The organism is Robertkochia solimangrovi (assembly GCF_007279655.1).
In the GTDB taxonomy this organism is placed as follows: domain Bacteria; phylum Bacteroidota; class Bacteroidia; order Flavobacteriales; family Flavobacteriaceae; genus Robertkochia; species Robertkochia solimangrovi.
Window position 1 is genome coordinate 125,414 of the sequence record NZ_QKWN01000009.1, and the last position, 17,650, is coordinate 143,063.

At 42.4% G+C, this 17,650-nt stretch carries 13 protein-coding genes; 6 read left to right on the forward strand and 7 right to left on the reverse strand.

Translation table 11 applies throughout. The features are described 5' to 3' along the window. Positions 1-11: 11 nt before the first annotated feature. The 5 genes from DMZ48_RS13395 to tsaD form a co-directional block, all read right to left on the reverse strand. Positions 12-1,112 (reverse strand): AI-2E family transporter, encoded by a 1,101-nt coding sequence (locus DMZ48_RS13395; protein WP_143955661.1) that lies wholly within the window; start codon positions 1,110-1,112, stop codon positions 12-14. A 44-nt stretch (positions 1,113-1,156) separates the two neighbouring features. After that, positions 1,157-1,669, reverse strand: a complete 513-nt coding sequence (locus DMZ48_RS13400; protein WP_143955662.1) for a TrmH family RNA methyltransferase — start codon at positions 1,667-1,669, stop codon at positions 1,157-1,159. 9 nt (positions 1,670-1,678) lie between these two features. Beyond that, complete coding sequence (locus tag DMZ48_RS13405; protein ID WP_143955663.1) at positions 1,679-2,320, reverse strand: DUF4159 domain-containing protein; 642 nt, start codon at positions 2,318-2,320, stop codon at positions 1,679-1,681. A 374-nt stretch (positions 2,321-2,694) separates the two neighbouring features. After that, positions 2,695-3,399, reverse strand: a complete 705-nt coding sequence (locus tag DMZ48_RS13410) for a 16S rRNA (uracil(1498)-N(3))-methyltransferase (RefSeq protein WP_143955664.1) — start codon at positions 3,397-3,399, stop codon at positions 2,695-2,697. A gap of 10 nt (positions 3,400-3,409) precedes the next feature. Beyond that, complete coding sequence (gene tsaD, locus DMZ48_RS13415) at positions 3,410-4,432, reverse strand: tRNA (adenosine(37)-N6)-threonylcarbamoyltransferase complex transferase subunit TsaD (protein ID WP_143955665.1); 1,023 nt, start codon at positions 4,430-4,432, stop codon at positions 3,410-3,412. A gap of 91 nt (positions 4,433-4,523) precedes the next feature. On the opposite strand from tsaD, the gene DMZ48_RS13420 reads away from it, so the two are divergent. From DMZ48_RS13420 to DMZ48_RS13435, 4 genes are all read left to right on the forward strand, one after another. After that, positions 4,524-8,957: a translocation/assembly module TamB domain-containing protein gene (locus tag DMZ48_RS13420; protein ID WP_143955666.1), complete on the forward strand. Its 4,434-nt coding sequence runs from the start codon at positions 4,524-4,526 to the stop codon at positions 8,955-8,957. Positions 8,958-9,184: 227 nt separating this feature from the next. After that, entirely contained in the window at positions 9,185-10,171 is a 987-nt protein-coding gene (pfkA, locus tag DMZ48_RS13425; protein WP_143955667.1) for a 6-phosphofructokinase, read from the forward strand. Between the two features lie 33 nt (positions 10,172-10,204). After that, positions 10,205-11,206, forward strand: coding sequence for a type I glyceraldehyde-3-phosphate dehydrogenase (gene gap, locus DMZ48_RS13430; protein WP_143955668.1), 1,002 nt, complete (start codon positions 10,205-10,207; stop codon positions 11,204-11,206). Between the two features lie 67 nt (positions 11,207-11,273). Next, complete coding sequence (locus DMZ48_RS13435) at positions 11,274-12,128, forward strand: N-acetylglucosamine kinase (RefSeq protein WP_143955669.1); 855 nt, start codon at positions 11,274-11,276, stop codon at positions 12,126-12,128. Positions 12,129-12,236: 108 nt separating this feature from the next. Here DMZ48_RS13435 and DMZ48_RS13440 read toward each other — a convergent pair whose 3' ends face one another. Together DMZ48_RS13440 and DMZ48_RS13445 are read right to left on the reverse strand one after the other, a co-directional pair. After that, positions 12,237-12,614 carry a Rid family detoxifying hydrolase gene (locus tag DMZ48_RS13440; protein WP_143955670.1) on the reverse strand — a complete coding sequence of 126 codons (378 nt, stop codon included), beginning with the start codon at positions 12,612-12,614 and terminating at the stop codon, positions 12,237-12,239. Between the two features lie 28 nt (positions 12,615-12,642). Beyond that, positions 12,643-15,336: a putative LPS assembly protein LptD gene (locus DMZ48_RS13445; protein WP_242009206.1), complete on the reverse strand. Its 2,694-nt coding sequence runs from the start codon at positions 15,334-15,336 to the stop codon at positions 12,643-12,645. A 133-nt stretch (positions 15,337-15,469) separates the two neighbouring features. Between DMZ48_RS13445 and DMZ48_RS13450 the strand changes: the two genes are divergently transcribed. Together DMZ48_RS13450 and DMZ48_RS13455 are read left to right on the forward strand one after the other, a co-directional pair. After that, positions 15,470-16,624, forward strand: coding sequence for an N-acetylmuramoyl-L-alanine amidase family protein (locus DMZ48_RS13450; protein WP_143955672.1), 1,155 nt, complete (start codon positions 15,470-15,472; stop codon positions 16,622-16,624). A 57-nt stretch (positions 16,625-16,681) separates the two neighbouring features. Then, positions 16,682-17,650, forward strand: a complete 969-nt coding sequence (locus DMZ48_RS13455) for an MlaD family protein (protein ID WP_143955673.1) — start codon at positions 16,682-16,684, stop codon at positions 17,648-17,650.

The following is a 17,650-nucleotide window of genomic DNA, read 5'->3' on the forward strand; positions in this document are numbered from 1 at the left end:
TCAAAGTATTGCTATAAATTTCGAGTCAATGATTTCACAATCTTATTTTCTGATAGAAATTCCTTTAAAATCACTTTGGAAGCCGTATAGGCAGGGATCGCGATGACCATTCCGAAGACTCCGAAAATCAGTCCGGCGATGATGATCACCAGGAAGATTTCCAGCGGATGGGAGCGCACGCTACTGGAATAGATCAGGGGTTGACTAAAGAAGTTATCGATCAGTTGCCCGATCAGAAAACCGATCAGAACGTAGATAGCTTTCGGGAGCATAACGGAGCTGAAATCGCTTCCGAGATACCCGGATAGGGTAAGGGCGATCATAAGAATTCCTCCGATCAGCGGACCGATATAGGGTATTAGATTTAGCAAGGCACACAGGAATGCTATGACCATAGCATTTGGAATTCTAAAGATGAGTAACACGATGGTGTAGATCACAAATAAAATAAAGATCTGAAGTACGAGTCCAATGAAATACCGGGACAAAAGATCTTTGATCTTCTCTAAAGAAACCAGAACTCTTGTTTCTTTATCCGTAGGGATGAACATAAGGAGTCCGTTCTGGAACAATTTGGAATCCTTTAAAAAGAAAAAGGAAATAAAGATGATCGAAAAGAATCCGAAACTGAAATTCCCAAGTCCGCCCATGATAAAATTCAGTAGATTGGGAATGGCAGAAAGATCGAGGTTTGAAATCACATTGGATTTTTTGATCGATTCTTCGATCGATTCCTCTACTTCAAATCGGCTAATGGCAAAGTATTCCGATACCTGTCGGTACACGTCTTGTAAAGTGGTTTTAAGGTTGTCTATATCAAGAAGTGATAGATTCTTACCTTGCTCAATGATCAGGGGAATAAAGAGCCCGAGAAGGCCCAGGGTGACCGTTACCATCAGGATCATCGTCACAACAACAGCCAGTGTGTTATGAAATTTAAGACGTCTCCTAAGGAAAATGACCAGCGGTCTCCCGATCAGCGATATGATTACAGAGATGACGATATAGAGGATAACGGATTGTATCCTGTATAAAAAATATAACAACAGGCATATGCCGGTAATGATCGCGACTGCTCTTAATATTCCGTTGGCTATGGTTTTAGATTTCATATTTTGGTTGATAATGCCTTCTAATTTAATTAATTGTAACTGATTTACTTTGTTGATAATTGTGAAGAAATCTCATAAAGGGCAATGCCGGCGGCTACCCCTGCATTCATACTGCTGTTCTCACCGTACATTTCGATATGCACAGAGCGATCCGTTAATCGGAGTGTGTTTTCTGAGACTCCGTGGTTCTCTGCCCCGAGTATGAGGGCCAGAGGCATGTTTTCAGGCAGTTTGAAGTTTCGTAATGAGATGCTGTTGCTGGTGATTTCCAGAGCTACGATGTAAAATCCCTGGTCTTTCAATTCCCGGATGAGTGCCTCGGTTGATTCGCGATATTCAAAATCAACTTTCTCATGGGTCGAACGGGAGGTTTTCTGCATACGTCTGTTGAATACGGGGATGACACCACAGAAATAGAGCTTTCTGACGCCCATAGCCTCAGAAATTCGAAAGATGGCTCCGGTATTTGCAGCACTGCTGATACCATCACAAACCAATGTAACAGGGAATTTCTGTGCTCTCGTATTGACTTCTTCGTGTTCGAGTTGTTTGTTCATGAAAATTGATCAGTTCGAGAATACATAGGAGATGATATTGGCTCCCATACGCAACGCCTTTAAATGCACTTCTTCCGGGTCCTGATGCACTTCGGGATTTTCCCAGCCATCACCGAGATCTGACTCAAAGGTAAATAACAGGATCATTCTACCCTGATCGAATAGCGCCAAAGCTTTTGGAGCTAACCCATCGTGTTCATGGATTTTCGGTAACCCGTCTTTGAAATCAAAAACCTGATGAAAGATCGGATGATCAGCAGGTAGTTCCTGTAACTCCTTTTCGGGAAAGAGTTTTTTTAGTTCCCGCTCCAGATAAGGCCTCATCCCGTAATTGTCATCGATGTGTAAAAAACCTCCGGATAAAAGATACGATCGAAGGTTTTCGATATCCTTCTCATCGAAAAAAACATTTCCATGCCCGGTCATGTGTACAAAAGGGTACATGAAGAGGTCCTTACTCCCGGTACTCACGGTCTCGGGTTTAGCATCCAGATTCGTAGCGATCGAACGATTACAAAAACTGATCAGGTTTGGGATGGCAGTTGGATTCGAATACCAATCACCCCCTCCCTGGTATTTCAGGACCGCAAGTTTTTGTCCGTAAACACCGAAAGTACCTGAAAGTATAAATATCCAGAATAGCGTACGCATATTGAAATGTTATTAGGGTAAATATAAATATATCCGTTTAATTTATGAGCGAAAGTGGTTGTTTTTCCACCTTACATGAAGCTACCTGTCTGCAGAGGGTATCACTAACAGCGATGCGAAACAACGCCATAATAAGGCGAAGCGTCAGCGAGTTCGTCCTGCGAAGCGTCAGCGAGTTCATCCTGCGAGCGTCAGCGAGTTCATTCTGCGAGCGTCAGCGAGCCCCAAAATCAAGCAATGCGAAGCGAGCCCGTAAAGTCACTTAAGAGCGTATTGCGCCAGCAATACAACTCGCGACACTGGAGAACTGATCGCGCCAGCGATCAGGATCGACACTAAGCACCGTCAGGTGCACGTCACTGGGCCCGGACAAATCATTGATTAATCAACGCCACCGTATGACAAGCCACAATCGCCGCCGTCTCCGTTCGAAGTCTGTTCTCCCCAAGCGCTGCCGGAATATACCCCGCCGCTCTTGCCTCTGAAACCTCCTCCTCAGTAAAATCCCCTTCAGGACCTATAAGTATTAAAACAGGCTGATCAGGTTGAACGCGTCTTTTCAGATCGAATCTTTCCTGTTCATTACAATGGGCGATAAAACATTGTCCTTCTTTGTGTGTGCTGATAAAATCGCTTAAAGGTATGGCATCATTGAGTTTTGGGAGATAGCAATTAAGGGACTGTTTCATGGCAGAAAGAATGATCTTTTCGTAACGATCCGTTTTAACCACTTTTCTTTCGGATTGCGCACAGATCACCGGAGTGATCTCATCGATGCCGATCTCCGTGGCTTTTTCGAGAAACCATTCGTACCGGTCATTCATTTTGGTGGGAGCCACTGCCATATGAAGGTAATAGTTCTTTTTCCGTTTTAACTCCGACCCTATGATCTTTACACGACAATGTTTGAGGTCATCGGAGATGATTTCTGCCTCGAACAACCAACCTTTTCCGTTTGTGATATGGAGGATGTCGCCCGCCTTCCGTCTGAGAACGCGGATGATATGCTTACTTTCTTCCCGGTCGAACTCATATTCTGAAGTATGTTCGTTTGTATCGGGAGCATAGAATAATTGCATAGGAGGAGTTTTATAATGAAAATCTGGCTTGTGCAGTTGCCGTTTCGTCGGTGAAATCCTTATTGAGGAATTTGTGATAGCCTACAATTCCGATCATGGCTGCATTATCTGTGGTATATTCAAATTTCGGGATATAGGTTGTCCATCCGTAATCGCCTTCTGCCTTTTTGAGTCGGTTTCGGATTCCGGAATTCGCAGAGACACCCCCGCAAATTGCGATGCGGTTAATGCCGGTGATCTTAACGGCTTTCCGTAGTTTCTTCATCAGGATCTCCACGATAGTATATTGAATGGAGGCGCAGATATCGTTCATGTTCTTTTCGATAAATTCCGGATCCTGCTCCAGCGATTTCTCTACAAAATACAGGATGGATGTCTTTAACCCGCTAAAACTGAAATTGAGTTCTCCGACTTTAGGAATAGGGAATTCAAAAGCCTTGGGATTTCCTTCCTTCGCATTTCGGTCGATCAAAGGGCCGCCCGGATAGGGGAGTCCCAGTACTTTTGCCGATTTATCGAATGCTTCTCCCACTGCATCATCGATAGTTTCCCCGATAACTTCCATGTCGAAAAAATCCTTAACCAATACGATCTGGGTATGTCCGCCACTGATGGTCAGTGCCAGAAAAGGAAATTCGGGTTTGGGAAATTCGGGCTCATCGATGAAATGTGCCAGAATATGTGCCTGCATATGGTTCACATCGATGAGTGGAATATCGAGTCCCATCGATAAGGATTTAGCAAATGAAGTACCCACAAGCAGCGATCCCATAAGTCCGGGACCCCGCGTAAATGCTATGGCAGATAACTTATTTTTATCGATATTTGCTCTGTGCAGCGCCTGGTGCACCACGGGTACGATATTTTGTTGATGTGCCCGGGAAGCCAGTTCGGGAACCACACCCCCATATTCTTCATGAATTTTCTGATTGGCAACAACATTGCTCAACACCTTGTCGTTTTTTAATACAGCGGCAGAGGTGTCGTCACATGAAGATTCTATGGCTAATATGAAGACATCATTATTATTCATCCTATCTTTGGAATTATAATTGTGGTACAAAGGTAAAATATTAAGTACGATCAGGAAATTAAGAAAAATATTAATTCGCTTTATACTGATAATGATAGGTATATTCATTATCACAGCGATTATTTTGTCCTTACCTCCCGTACAGACCAGAATTGCCAAAAAAGCCACCAATTACCTCAATGAAACGTTTAATACCAATATCAACATAGAAAGGGTTAGTCTTTCCTTGTTCTTCGGGGATGTAAGCCTGAGAGATGTTTATGTGGAAGACTATAAGAAAGATACACTGGTATATATCAATGATCTGAATACTTCTATTCTCAGTATGAGAAAGTTGATCGGTGGTACGCTTCGTTTCGGAGATGTAGAGATCGACGGACTCAAAATGGTGATCCGTACCTATGAAGGTGAACGCGACACCAATCTTGATGTTTTTGTACAGAAACTCGAATCGGGAGAGTCTGATCCGAATGCTCCTCCGTTTTTGATGTCATTTACAAATGTAGAGATCGCTAATAGTGAATTTCATTTGATCGATGATAATCTAAAGACTCCGATGATCGTAGGTTTAGATGAACTCAATATCGATGCAGATGCATTTAAGATCGAAGGACCAGTCGTGACTACGTCCATTCAAAAACTCAACTTTACGACGAAAAGAGGAGTGAATGTGACGAATCTGAGTACCGATTTTGCCTACAGTAAATCTGAAATGAGTCTCAAGAATCTTATGGTAGATACCCAGAGTTCCGATATTGAAGGAGAACTGGTGTTTACGTACAAAAGGGAAGATTTTGCAGACTTTACCAACAAGGTAATGGTGAACGGATTCTTCAAAAATTCTACTATTGCTTTTGATGAGATCAACAACTATTATAACGTCTTCGGAAAAGGTAAAAGGGTTACCTTATCCACAGAATTTAGCGGATATCTGAATGAATTGGATCTCACTAATTTGAATATGCAATCGGAGAATACTGCGGTTCGCGGTGATTTTCACTTTACGAATATCTTCGATTCCGACAAAGAATTCAGACTGGATGCCAGGGTTGGAAATCTAACCTCGAATTACCGTCAGCTTACCACTTTATTACCCACCGTTCTCGGGACGACGTTACCAACTTCCTTTACAAAATTCGGACAGTTCAATCTGCAGGGTCGTGTAAGGATCAGTGAAGAATCGGTTTATGCCAAGGTTGATCTGGTCACTAAGATAGGAACGGGGCATTCTGATATCACCCTCACCAACATCGATAATATCGACGAAGCTTCTTACAAAGGGTCGCTTTCACTGGAAGAATTCGATCTTGGGGAATATATCGAAGACAAAGCCCTTGGAAAAACAACGCTGGATGTTACTGTAGATGGTTCCGGCTTCAAAAAGGAGTTGCTGAATACTGAGATCATTGGAAAAATCGACCTTTTGGGATACAATGGCTATGAGTATCATACCATGAGGATATCCGGAGTGCTTAAGGATCAGTTGTTCGATGGTTCCCTTATCAGTCGTGATGAAAATTTTGATGTTGATTTTAAAGGATTAGCGGATTTTTCGGGAGATCGTAACCAGTTCAATTTTGTAGCCTCGGTGAACACCGCTGATCTAAATAAGCTTAACTTCTTCAAAAGGGATAGTATTTCTATTTTCTCCGGAAAGATCATGATGAACGTCAGTGGAAATACCCTGGATAATTTTGCCGGAGATATCAGTTTTTCCAAAACCAACTACACCAATCAGAACGACAGTTATTATTTCGAAGATTTTAAAGTGGTCTCAAGATTTGAGAACGAAGAACGGATCATTGAAATCAATTCACCGGATATTATAACAGGCTCGGTTGTAGGGGTGTTTAAAGTGAACGAACTTGGGGATCTTATCAGTAATTCTCTGGGTAGTATATATACTAATTACGAGCCGAATCCAATTACCCCCGGACAGTATGTCGATTTCAATCTGAAGATCTACAACAAGATCGTTGAGGTTTTCTTCCCGGAAATCGAGTTTGGCAGCAATACCATTATCAAGGGTAGTATGGCTGCAGATAATGGCGATTTTAAATTATCCTTTAAATCACCGAACATCAATGCTTATGGCAATGTTTTCGACAAGATCAACGTCAATATTGACAACAAGAACCCATTGTTCAACACCTTTGTGGAGGTGGGGGAGATCGAATCGAGTTTCTATGATGTTTCCAATTTCAATCTGATCAATACCAAGATCAAGGATACGCTTTTCTTCCGTACAGAATTCAAGGGAGGAGAAGAATATGGTGACACTTACAGTCTTAACTTCTATCATACCTTTAACGAAAAACAACATTCGGTGATCGGCCTTAAGAAATCGCACCTTGGCTTTAAAGGGAACGATTGGGTGATCAATGAAGAGAATAATCAGCGGAATAAGGTTACGTTCAATAAAACCCTGGACACCATCAATATCGAAGAGCTGGTGATGAACTATAAAGACGAACAGATTCGTCTTGAAGGGCATCTGATCGATTCGACCTATAAGGATATCGATCTCGAATTTCAGAACGTTCAACTCGATAAGATCACCCCTGAGATCGACAGTTTGCGAATAAAGGGTACGGTGAACGGATTTCTCAACATTCTTCAGCATAGCAACGCCTATGTGCCTTCATCCAATGTCAAGATTGCAGATTTTGAGGTCAATGACCTTGTGCTGGGGAACCTGTATTTATCGATTCTCGGGAATGAGAGTTTACGGAATTATAGTGTCAATGCCAAGATCGTAAGGGATGCCCGTGAACTGCTCAATGTACTGGGAGATATAAATTATGAAGGAAATCAGTCAAACCTAAACCTGAGAGGAACGCTCGATCAAATGGATCTTAGTCCGTTCAGTCCGCTCGGAGGTATTGTTATCTCGGATATCCGTGGAAATGCCAGCGGAAATTTCACGGTGAGAGGACCGCTTTCAAATCCGGATATGAACGGTAAGTTGCAGGTGACCGATGGCGGCTTGAAGATTCCGTATCTGAATCTTGATGTTGATTTCAATAAGGTGACGGAGATCGGAATGGACAAACAATCGTTCGTTTTTAATAATATTCAACTTACCGACACCCAATTTAAGACCAAGGCGAATTTCGACGGTACGATCACCCATAACAAATTCAAAGATTGGTATCTGGACCTGAATATCGATACCAAAGGTGAGCGTTTTCTGGTGTTGAATACCAAACAGGAAGACGATGTGTTGTATTACGGTACCGCATTCATAAGTGGTGATGCCAGTATTCGCGGACTTACCGATGAGATATTGAATATCGATGTTAATGCCACTACGGAAAAGGGAACCGTCTTTAAGATTCCGGTTAGTGACGTAACGGAGGTTGGTGATATTTCATTCATCAATTTTATTCCCAAAAATGCGGAACATCATGACCTGACCAAGCGAGAGCTAAAGGATTACAGCGGACTTGAATTATTCTTCGATCTGGATGTAACACCGGATGCAGAAATTGAGATTGTGATCGATCAGAAAACCGGTAGTTCTCTGAAGGGTACCGGAGCAGGGAACCTGCTTATAGAGATCAATACCAATGGAAAATTCAATATGTATGGTGACTTTATCACCTATACGGGAAAATATAATTTTAAATACGGAGGATTCATCGATAAGCGCTTTAATGTACAGCCGAACGGAACCATTGTCTGGGATGGAGATCCCTTAAAGGCGGATGTTAATATAACGGCGGTTTATACGCTGTATGCGAATCCGGCCGTATTATTGGATAATGCACAGTATACGCGAAAGATCGAGACCGATGTTATGATTCATATGGTGGGAGACCTGATGCAACCCACACTCGATTTTGAAATTCAGTTTCCGGGAGCCAGTGTCGTGACGAATTCAGAATTGCAATATCGCCTTGATGACAAGACCAAACGCGAACTACAGGCCTTTGCATTGCTTTCTCAAGGTTCCTTTATGAGTGAGGTGAGTTTGAATCAGCAGGCGGTCACCGGTAACCTGGTGCAGACGGCATCGAGTATGTTCAATCAGATTTTAAACTCAGATGATGGTAAATTCGATATCGGTGTTTCTTATGATATCGGAGAGCGAAATCCTGAACAGGATTTCGTGACGGATGACCGACTCGGGGTTACGGTTTCAACGCAGATCAGTGATCGTATCCTGGTGAATGGTAAGATCGGAATGCCGATAGGAGGCGTGACCGAAAGTGTGGTGGCAGGAGATGTGGAAGTTCAGATCCTTCTCAACGATGAAGGAAACCTGAGTGCAACCATTTTCAATCGTGAAAATGAGATTCGCCAGTTCTTTGCTCAGGAGCAAGGTTATACGCAGGGTGTCGGACTTTCCTATCAGGTCGATTTCGATACGTTCAGGGAATTGTTCCGCAAGATATTCAAAGGAAATAAGGCTCCTGAAAACGAGAAGGAAACGGTGGAAGAGGAGCAGACATCTGCAAGAGAAGAGGACGTTAAAGTAATGGGTGGCGGACTCGTAAAAATGACTTCTAAAAAAGGGAATTGATTCTATTGGGATCAGGTCTTTTTTATCCCTTAATTCATACCTTAAGATGACCGGTTTTCGGCGTGTATTTTATGAGTTTTAGTAAAATTATGTAAAACTGAAAATACCTTTTGTTATGAATTTCTCAACGCAAACGTTTGAAGTTTGCAATATCATAAATTTACCCTTAGGGTATATAAGAAATGTGGAAATTGTTTGGTATTTTTACGTTCCTAAATTAAAATTTCATGTCATCAAGTATTAAGAAAATCGGAGTCATGACTTCTGGTGGTGACTCCCCGGGAATGAACGCGGCTATTCGTTCAGTAGTTCGTACCTGTGCCTTTCACAAGATTACCTGTGTGGGAATCTATCGTGGATATCAGGGACTGATCGAAGGCGATATGGAAGAGTTATCTGCCCGTAGTGTGAGGAATATAATCAACAGGGGAGGAACGATTTTAAAATCAGCCAGATCGAAGGATTTCAGAACACCGGAAGGACGTAAAAAAGCACATGAAAATCTATTGAAAGAAGGTATCGACGCACTTGTACTGATCGGTGGTGACGGAACCTTTACGGGGGGAATGATCTTCAATGAAGAATTCGGTTATCCGATCATAGGAATTCCCGGAACTATCGATAACGATATTTACGGAACGAAATTTACCCTGGGATATGATACCGCTCTGAACACTGTTGTGGAAGCGATCGATAGAATACGCGATACGGCGAGTTCTCATGACCGTCTCTTTTTTGTGGAGGTTATGGGGCGTGATGCAGGACATATCGCCTTAAACGTAGGAGTAGGGGCCGGAGCTGAAGAGATATTGATCCCTGAAGAGAATCTTGGATTACCGAGATTGCTTGAATCTTTGGAGAAGAGCAGGATTTCAGGTAAAACTTCTTCGATAGTAGTCGTGGCTGAAGGGGATAAAACCGGAAAGAATGTTTTTGAACTGGCCGAATATGTCGAAGAGCATATGCCGAATTACGATATCCGTGTAACGGTTCTCGGACACTTGCAACGCGGTGGTTCACCTTCTTGTTATGACCGTGTTCTCGCCAGCAGAATGGGAGTGAAAGCTGTAGAATCGCTGATGGACGGTGTTTCAAACTATATGGTAGGTATCGCGAATGATCAGTTGATCCTTACCCCACTCGATCAGGCAGTAAAAGGAAAATCGGAAATTGATAAAGAACTCATCAGAGTTTCTGAAATCATGTCCACATAATAATAGAATGTTATAATCATAAATTAAGAACAAATGTCAACACTAAAAATTGGAATAAACGGATTCGGAAGAATTGGTAGACTTGTTTTCAGAGCTACTGTCAACAGACCTAATGTCGAGATCGTAGGGATCAATGACCTTCTGGATGTAGATCACCTTAAATATCTGCTTGAGTACGATTCTGTACATGGAAGATTCGACGGTACTATTGAAGTAAAAGACGGACATCTTGTTGTAAATGGTAAAACTATCCGTATCACTGCTGAACGTGATCCTAAGAACCTTAAATGGGATGAAATAGGAGCTGAGGTTGTTGCAGAGTGTACCGGAATTTTCACTACACTTGAAACCGCTCAGTATCACATCGATGCCGGAGCGAAGAAAGTAGTTATATCGGCACCTTCTAAAGATGCACCTATGTTCGTTATGGGAGTAAACCACAGCGAAGTAAAAGCTACTGATACGATCGTATCCAATGCTTCTTGTACTACCAACTGTCTTGCACCGATCGCAAAAGTGCTTAACGATAAGTTTGGAATCGAAGAGGCGCTTATGACAACTGTTCACGCTACCACAGCAACTCAGCTTACTGTAGACGGACCTTCAAGAAAGGATTTCCGCGGAGGAAGAAGTGCGTTGTTGAATATTATTCCTGCATCAACCGGTGCTGCTAAAGCGGTTACTAAAGTAATTCCTTCTCTTGTTGGAAAACTTACCGGTATGGCTTTCCGTGTTCCTACTGCAGACGTTTCTGTAGTTGACCTTACGGTAAAACTTCAAAAGGAAACCTCTTATGATGAAATCAAAGCTGCCATGAAGGAAGCTTCAGAGAATGAATTGAAAGGTGTTCTTGGATATACAGATGAACTGGTTGTTTCTCAGGACTTCGTTGGAGAAACTTGTACCAGTGTTTTCGATGCTGATGCTGGGATCGAACTGAATTCTACATTCTTCAAGGTAGTATCTTGGTATGATAACGAAACCGGATACTCCAACAAGTTAGTTGACCTGGCTGAATACGTTCACGGACTCTAACAGAATATTTTTAAAGTATTTGGAATACCTGCCGGCCGGCAGGTATTCTTAACTTAATAATTATGTTATGATTTTAATCGTAGACAGTGGTGCAACGAAATCTGACTGGATCGCGTTAGATGAGGATGGTAACAAGATGTTCATGACACAGACCCTGGGTCTGAGTCCTGAAGTGCTTACCAGAGAGATCATCGATGAGCGTCTGGCCAATAACTTTGAACTCTATAAGCACCGTAAGGAAGTTACTCAGTTGTATTTCTATGGCGCCGGATGCGGAACCGAAAGAATGAGAGCTTTCCTTAAGGAGATTTTTCAGAATTATTTTAAGAATGCCAAGATAGTCGTTAAGGAAGATACCTATGCAGCTATCTATGCAACTGTTAAACCCGATGAACACGCCGTGGTTTGTATCCTTGGAACAGGGTCGAACTGTAGTTATTGGGATGGAAAGGATGTTTTCCAGAAAGTTACTTCTCTGGGGTATATCCTGATGGATGACTGTAGTGGAAATTATTTCGGACGTCAGTTATTAAGAGATTTTTATTATCATAAGATACCGCAGAAATTAGCGGTGAAGTTCGCTCGTGAATACGATCTTGAAGAAGATACCATAAAGAACAATCTTTATAAACAACCAAACCCAAATACCTATTTGGCAACTTTTGCCAGATTTCTGATTCAGAACAAAGACGAAGAGTATTGTCAGAACCTGATCAGAAAAGGTATGCAACTATTTATCAATAATGCTATCTTCCAGTTCGAACAGGCAAAGAATGTGCCGATTCACTTTGTAGGTAGTATTGCCTTCTATCTTCAGGAAGAACTTAAGACCGTTCTGAGTGAGAACGGACTCACCATCGGAAGAGTGTTACGACGCCCTATCGACGGACTTGTGGAATTCCACAAAGAAATGTTTGAGTAAACGCAACCTTATATAAAACAAGAACGGCATAGCTTTAAAAGGTATGCCGTTTTTTATTATCCGTTTTCATCACTAATGTCACCATTGTCACTATTGTCACCAGTGTCACTAATAAGTGGCAATTACCGAGATCTCCACACTAACTCCTTTAGGTAGTTTGGCGACCTGAACGGTTTCTCGTGCCGGTGCAGTGTCTTCGTTAAAACAACTTCCGTAGATCTCATTCACGATCCCGAAATTATTCATATCGCTGAGGAAAATGGATGATTTCACCACATTTTCGAAGGTCATACCAGCTTCCGTAAGAATGGCTTCAATATTCTTCATGACCTGTTTCGTTTCGATCTCGATCCCGGATAGCAATTCTCCAGTAGCTGGGTCGATCGCGATCTGTCCTGACATGAACAGGGTTTCTCCTGCCAATACCGCCTGGTTGTAGGGTCCTAAGGGAGCCGGAGCGTTCGGGGTGTTGATTATTTTTTTCATATGTTTTGGTGTTTTGTTTGGATTCTAACTATAGGCTGCGATCCGGTTCTCGTCGTTTTTCCCATTTGAGGTCGCTCAGCATTGATGATTTGATCCCAATGGTGAAGAACCAGCTTGCTCTGGTGCTGAAGGGAACCCATTGAAAATACATCTGCCAGCTCTCCATATCACGGTCAAATCGGAAACTCGTATAGGTAAAGCCCTTGCCGACAAAGTCATAACCGGAGGAAATACCTACCCGCCATCTGCTCGTCAGGTCGATGTTCGTAGAGAACATGAGGGAGCTGTTGGTGATCTCGCTCTGACGTCTGTTGTTGGAATAGGTCATGGAGTAGGCGAGACGAAGGTTCCAGGGTAGTTCGGAACGATAAGCCTGTATATCGCCACTATCTTCTTCCTCTTCCTCATCCCGTTCCCGTCCGAAATTTCGTTTATCACTGAAATCCTGACCGGTTCCGAAAAGGTCATCCTCACGACCGCCACTCTCCGTATTATCGATGTCCTTGGGGTCTTGCTTGAAGGTTTTACTGTCGATGGAATAGCTGACATTCACATTGGCCTGAGTAAGCCTGAAAAGACTTCCTCCATTGTCCAGGTTGAACATATCGATACGGTTACCGGCATTGTCGATCGCATAGGGATCCAGGGTTGCACCGAAGTTGATGTTCATTTTGTTGTTGAAAATTGCGGTTCCACCACTCATACGTACCGGACTCCATTTCAGTGAATCGGCAACCATATTATAGGAAGTACTGAAATTCAGGTTGTTCAGCAGTGTTATCTTTTTGGGTTCGGTCGCCGTGGTGTCTTTGTCTCTCACCTTGGCTTCCACGACATTGCTCAAAGCAAATCCAAGACTGTTGGATTCGGTTAGTCCCGGTGTCCCGAAGAGTCCGACATCCTGAAATCTTGTATACATCCGCTGCACACCGTTTTCATCCACATATTCGTCATAATACTGATCAGATGCCGGGGTATATCCGTAACTGACAGAGGGTCGCATCGTATGTCGGATGGCCTGGATCTTGTTTTCCTTGTTGAAATTAAAGGTTCCGTAAATGGTAGTCCCCACACTTGCACTGAAATTATAAGTGGCAAATCTGTCGAAACCGTTCAGGGTGTCTTTAGGTTGAAAATCCAGCAATTGATCGTAATCGTCGTAATGGATGGTTTTAAACTGCCATACTTCATTGTAATTGAATCCTACCGAAGTACTGAAATGCTTAAAGATCTTAAAGTTGGTACTGACCGGAATCGAATGTTGAAATCCTAACTTGGCATCATCGAACATCTCTTTCTTGAAAAGTAGTGAATCGATGGTATTGATTCGGTTTTCCCCGCGTCCGCTATATTGAAAATTGATGTTTTGTAATATACCCTTTTTGGTTCCGTCCTTTTTAGCGAAGGGAAAGATTCTTTCCATACTGGCCTGTAAGGTTGGCAGGGTAAGGTTCACTACCTGAGTTTGGGTGTTCTGACTGATCGAGGAGGTCACGTTCAGGTTGACCATCGGGTATCCGGGAAAGGTCTTGTTATAAGAAATAGACGATTGCAGGGTGTTGTTCAGGAAATTCCCCGTATTGATCTGGTTGACCGATTCCTGGTAATATTTCGAACTACCGAAGTTCACCGATGCAGACAATCTTGAATTCGGATTTGCCTTGGCATCCTGACTATGGTTCCATTGAATGTTATAGATCGTACTGCGGTTATAATCCGGGAAGCCTCGCTGACTTGAAACCAGATTCTCATATCGGAAACGAACACTTCCTCTGTACTTATAGCGCTTGGCGTAGCTGGATTCCGTTCGGAGTCCGTAACTACCATTGGTATAATAATCTCCCAGAACGGCAAGATCGAAATAATCACTTATGGCAAAATAATAGCCCCCATTCTGGAGGGAGTATCCACGTAAATTGGTTTGTCCCGGAGTAGGCAGGATGATACCGCTGGCGCTTTTTTCCTGATTGAGCGGGAAATAAGCAAAAGGAACCGCGATAGGGGTCGGTACATCTGCGATATACATATTGCTGAATCCGGCGATGATCTTTTTACGCGGCACAAACTTTCCTTTTCGAACCCGGATATAATAATCGGGGTTCTCCGGGTCGGGTGCGGTGGTAAGCCTTCCTTCATGAAGAAAGTAAACGGAATCATTCTCCTTTTTAACGGTTTCTGCAAAAACGCTCATGGTTTCCCCGACATTTTGTTCCGATCTGGAATTGCGGATGAAGGCGCGCTTCGTGTCGAAATTAAATTTGATGGAATCGGGCTCAACGATATTGTTACCCTGTTTAAAATAGGGGGTTTGCGTATAGTTCCCTGCAGAATCTTTTATGCGACCGGCATAAACCTCATTGGTGGTATAGTCGATTACGATAACCCCGGCTTTGAGCTCATAATCCTGATAATAGACTTCAGCCTCATCATACATGTAGATCTTACGTTCTTTATTGCTCATCTTCTGATACCCTTTGGCATGGTATCTTATCTTATCAGCAAGGTATGAGGGCTTTTTTGTGCTGTCTGCGACGATGGTGTCTTGGGGTATGGAATCCTGTATAGCAACCGGGCGTATGCTGTCCTGAAGGCGTACAGCAAGCGAATCCTTACCAGCCTTGATTTCAATGTTTGTCCTTTTAGGGGTTTCCTGTGCTTTCAGTACGGAACTTAAGAACAGAAAAGTAAGCGCTAAAAGTATGTAAGGTTTCTTTGCTTGCAATGCTTTAAATCCTATTTTTGTACAATGATGGTGCGGTTTTTGCCGTGCCAAACTTACGTATATTTTTGGACTGTTTTATATGGTTCCTGATTTTTTAATCAAATAATTAACTGCTTTCTGACGTTAATATTTTATGAAGCGATATTTAAAAGCATTGATTTTTCCGGCACTTAGCCTTATTCTTTTTTCATCCTTTGATAATCCTGTTGATCCGCCGGGTAGCAAGGTCTTTACCGTAGTGCTGGATGCAGGTCATGGTGGTAATGACCCCGGGAACCTAGGGAGCGGATTTAAAGAGAAGGATATCGCTTTAAGTATCGTGCTGCGGATCGGAAAAATATTGGAACAGGACCCGAACATCAAAGTGATCTATACCAGAAAGACTGATGTTTTTATAGAGCTTTTTGAAAGAGGAGCCATTGCTAATCGCGCCAATGCTGACCTTTTCGTTTCAGTACATTGCAATGCTCATGATTCCAATGCCCATGGAACAGAGACCTGGGTGCTCGGACTCAACGGTAATAAGAAAAACATGGAAGTTGCCAAAAAGGAGAACTCGGTAATCTTTCTCGAGGATAATTATGAAGTAAACTATGAAGGGTATGATATGAATGCTCCGGAGTCTATTCTTGGATTGACCATGATGCAGGAGGAATTTCTGGATCAGAGTATCGTACTAGCCAAGAACATTCAGGATAACTTTACACAGGATCTGCATAGAAAGGATCGTGGTGTAAAGCAGAATATTTTCATCGTACTGCATCAGACTTTTATGCCCAGTGTACTGGTAGAAACCGGATTCCTTACCTATCAGCCTGAAGGAGCTTACCTGAATTCGGGTAAGGGAAAAGATGAAATGGCGAAGTCGATCGCGGAAGCCGTTGTCAAGTATAAAAGGTCTGTAGAGAATTTCGTAGGCGAGGATTTCTCCTATGAACTGGGTTCGCTTAAACAGGATGAACCTTTGCTGGCTTCCGGCGACGAAACAGCGACGATTCCTGTTGCAAGTGAAAGCAGCGGTGATGCAGTAATATTTAAGGTACAAATATCCGCAGGGGCAAATGATCTTGAATTGCAACCTTTTAATTTCAATGGTCTGGATCAGTTGTCGAAACAGTTCAGTGAAGGGATCTATCGCTATTATTACGGGAATACATCCAACTGGGAAGAAGCAAAAAAATTACAACAAAATGCCGTTGATAAGGGATTCGGTTCCTGTTTTATTGTTGCGTATAAAAACGGAGAGAAAATTAATTTGGAAACAGCGGTTAATTCCGTCTCACATTAAAGCACAACTTTAGAAAATATTTCTAATTTTGTTACTTGTACTTTAAAAAGATAGCTTTTGAAATTATCCAGAGAACTTAAAACTGCCATCATCGTTCTTGGTGGAATTATCCTGTTTATTCTGGGATTCAGTTACCTGAAATCCAACAATTTGTTCGATAACAGCAGAACATTCTATGCGGTTTATGATAATGTGAACGGACTGGCGACAGGAACCAATGTCGATATCAATGGATTGAAGGTGGGAAGTATTCATAGTATTGAATTTTTGAACAGCACAGGGAATCTTTTGGTTACCTTCTCAGTAGATAGTGATTTTAAATTTTCCAGAAACAGTGAGGCAGAACTTTACGATACCGGGATCATCGGTGGTAAGGGGCTGCGGATCATACCGGTATTCGATGGCGGGCCTAATGCTAAATCAGGCGATACCCTTGAGGCAAAGATAAGACCGGGGATTACTGAACTGGTAACGCAAAGACTGAATCCGTTACAGGAAAAACTGGAAGGAGTGATGATCAATGCCGATTCTGTACTTGCAGGCATGGATAAGGTGATGAATGAAAAGTCAAGAAGCCATCTGCGCAATGTGATCGCAAATCTCGATGAGACCGTTAAAGAATTCAAAGCTACTTCATACCGTATCAATGGTTTTCTAAAAGAAAATCAAGATAATATGACCGCTTCGGTAACCAACATCAAAAAGATCAGTGAAGATTTTTCTAAACTCAGTGACAGTCTGAGTAATGCCGATATTTCAGGGTCTATAGAAAAGCTTAAGTCTACCATGGATAATCTTAACAGTGTAGTTGCTAAAATAGAAGCCGGAGAGGGTTCTGTAGGAAAGTTGCTCAACGATGAAACTTTATATCAGAATCTGGAACAGGCTTCACTGGATCTTCAATTATTACTGGAAGATCTTAGGTTGAATCCGAAACGGTATGTTCATTTTTCACTTTTCGGGAAAAAGGCAAAACCTTATGAAGCTAACTCAGATACATTAACTATCATTCAAAATAACGATTGA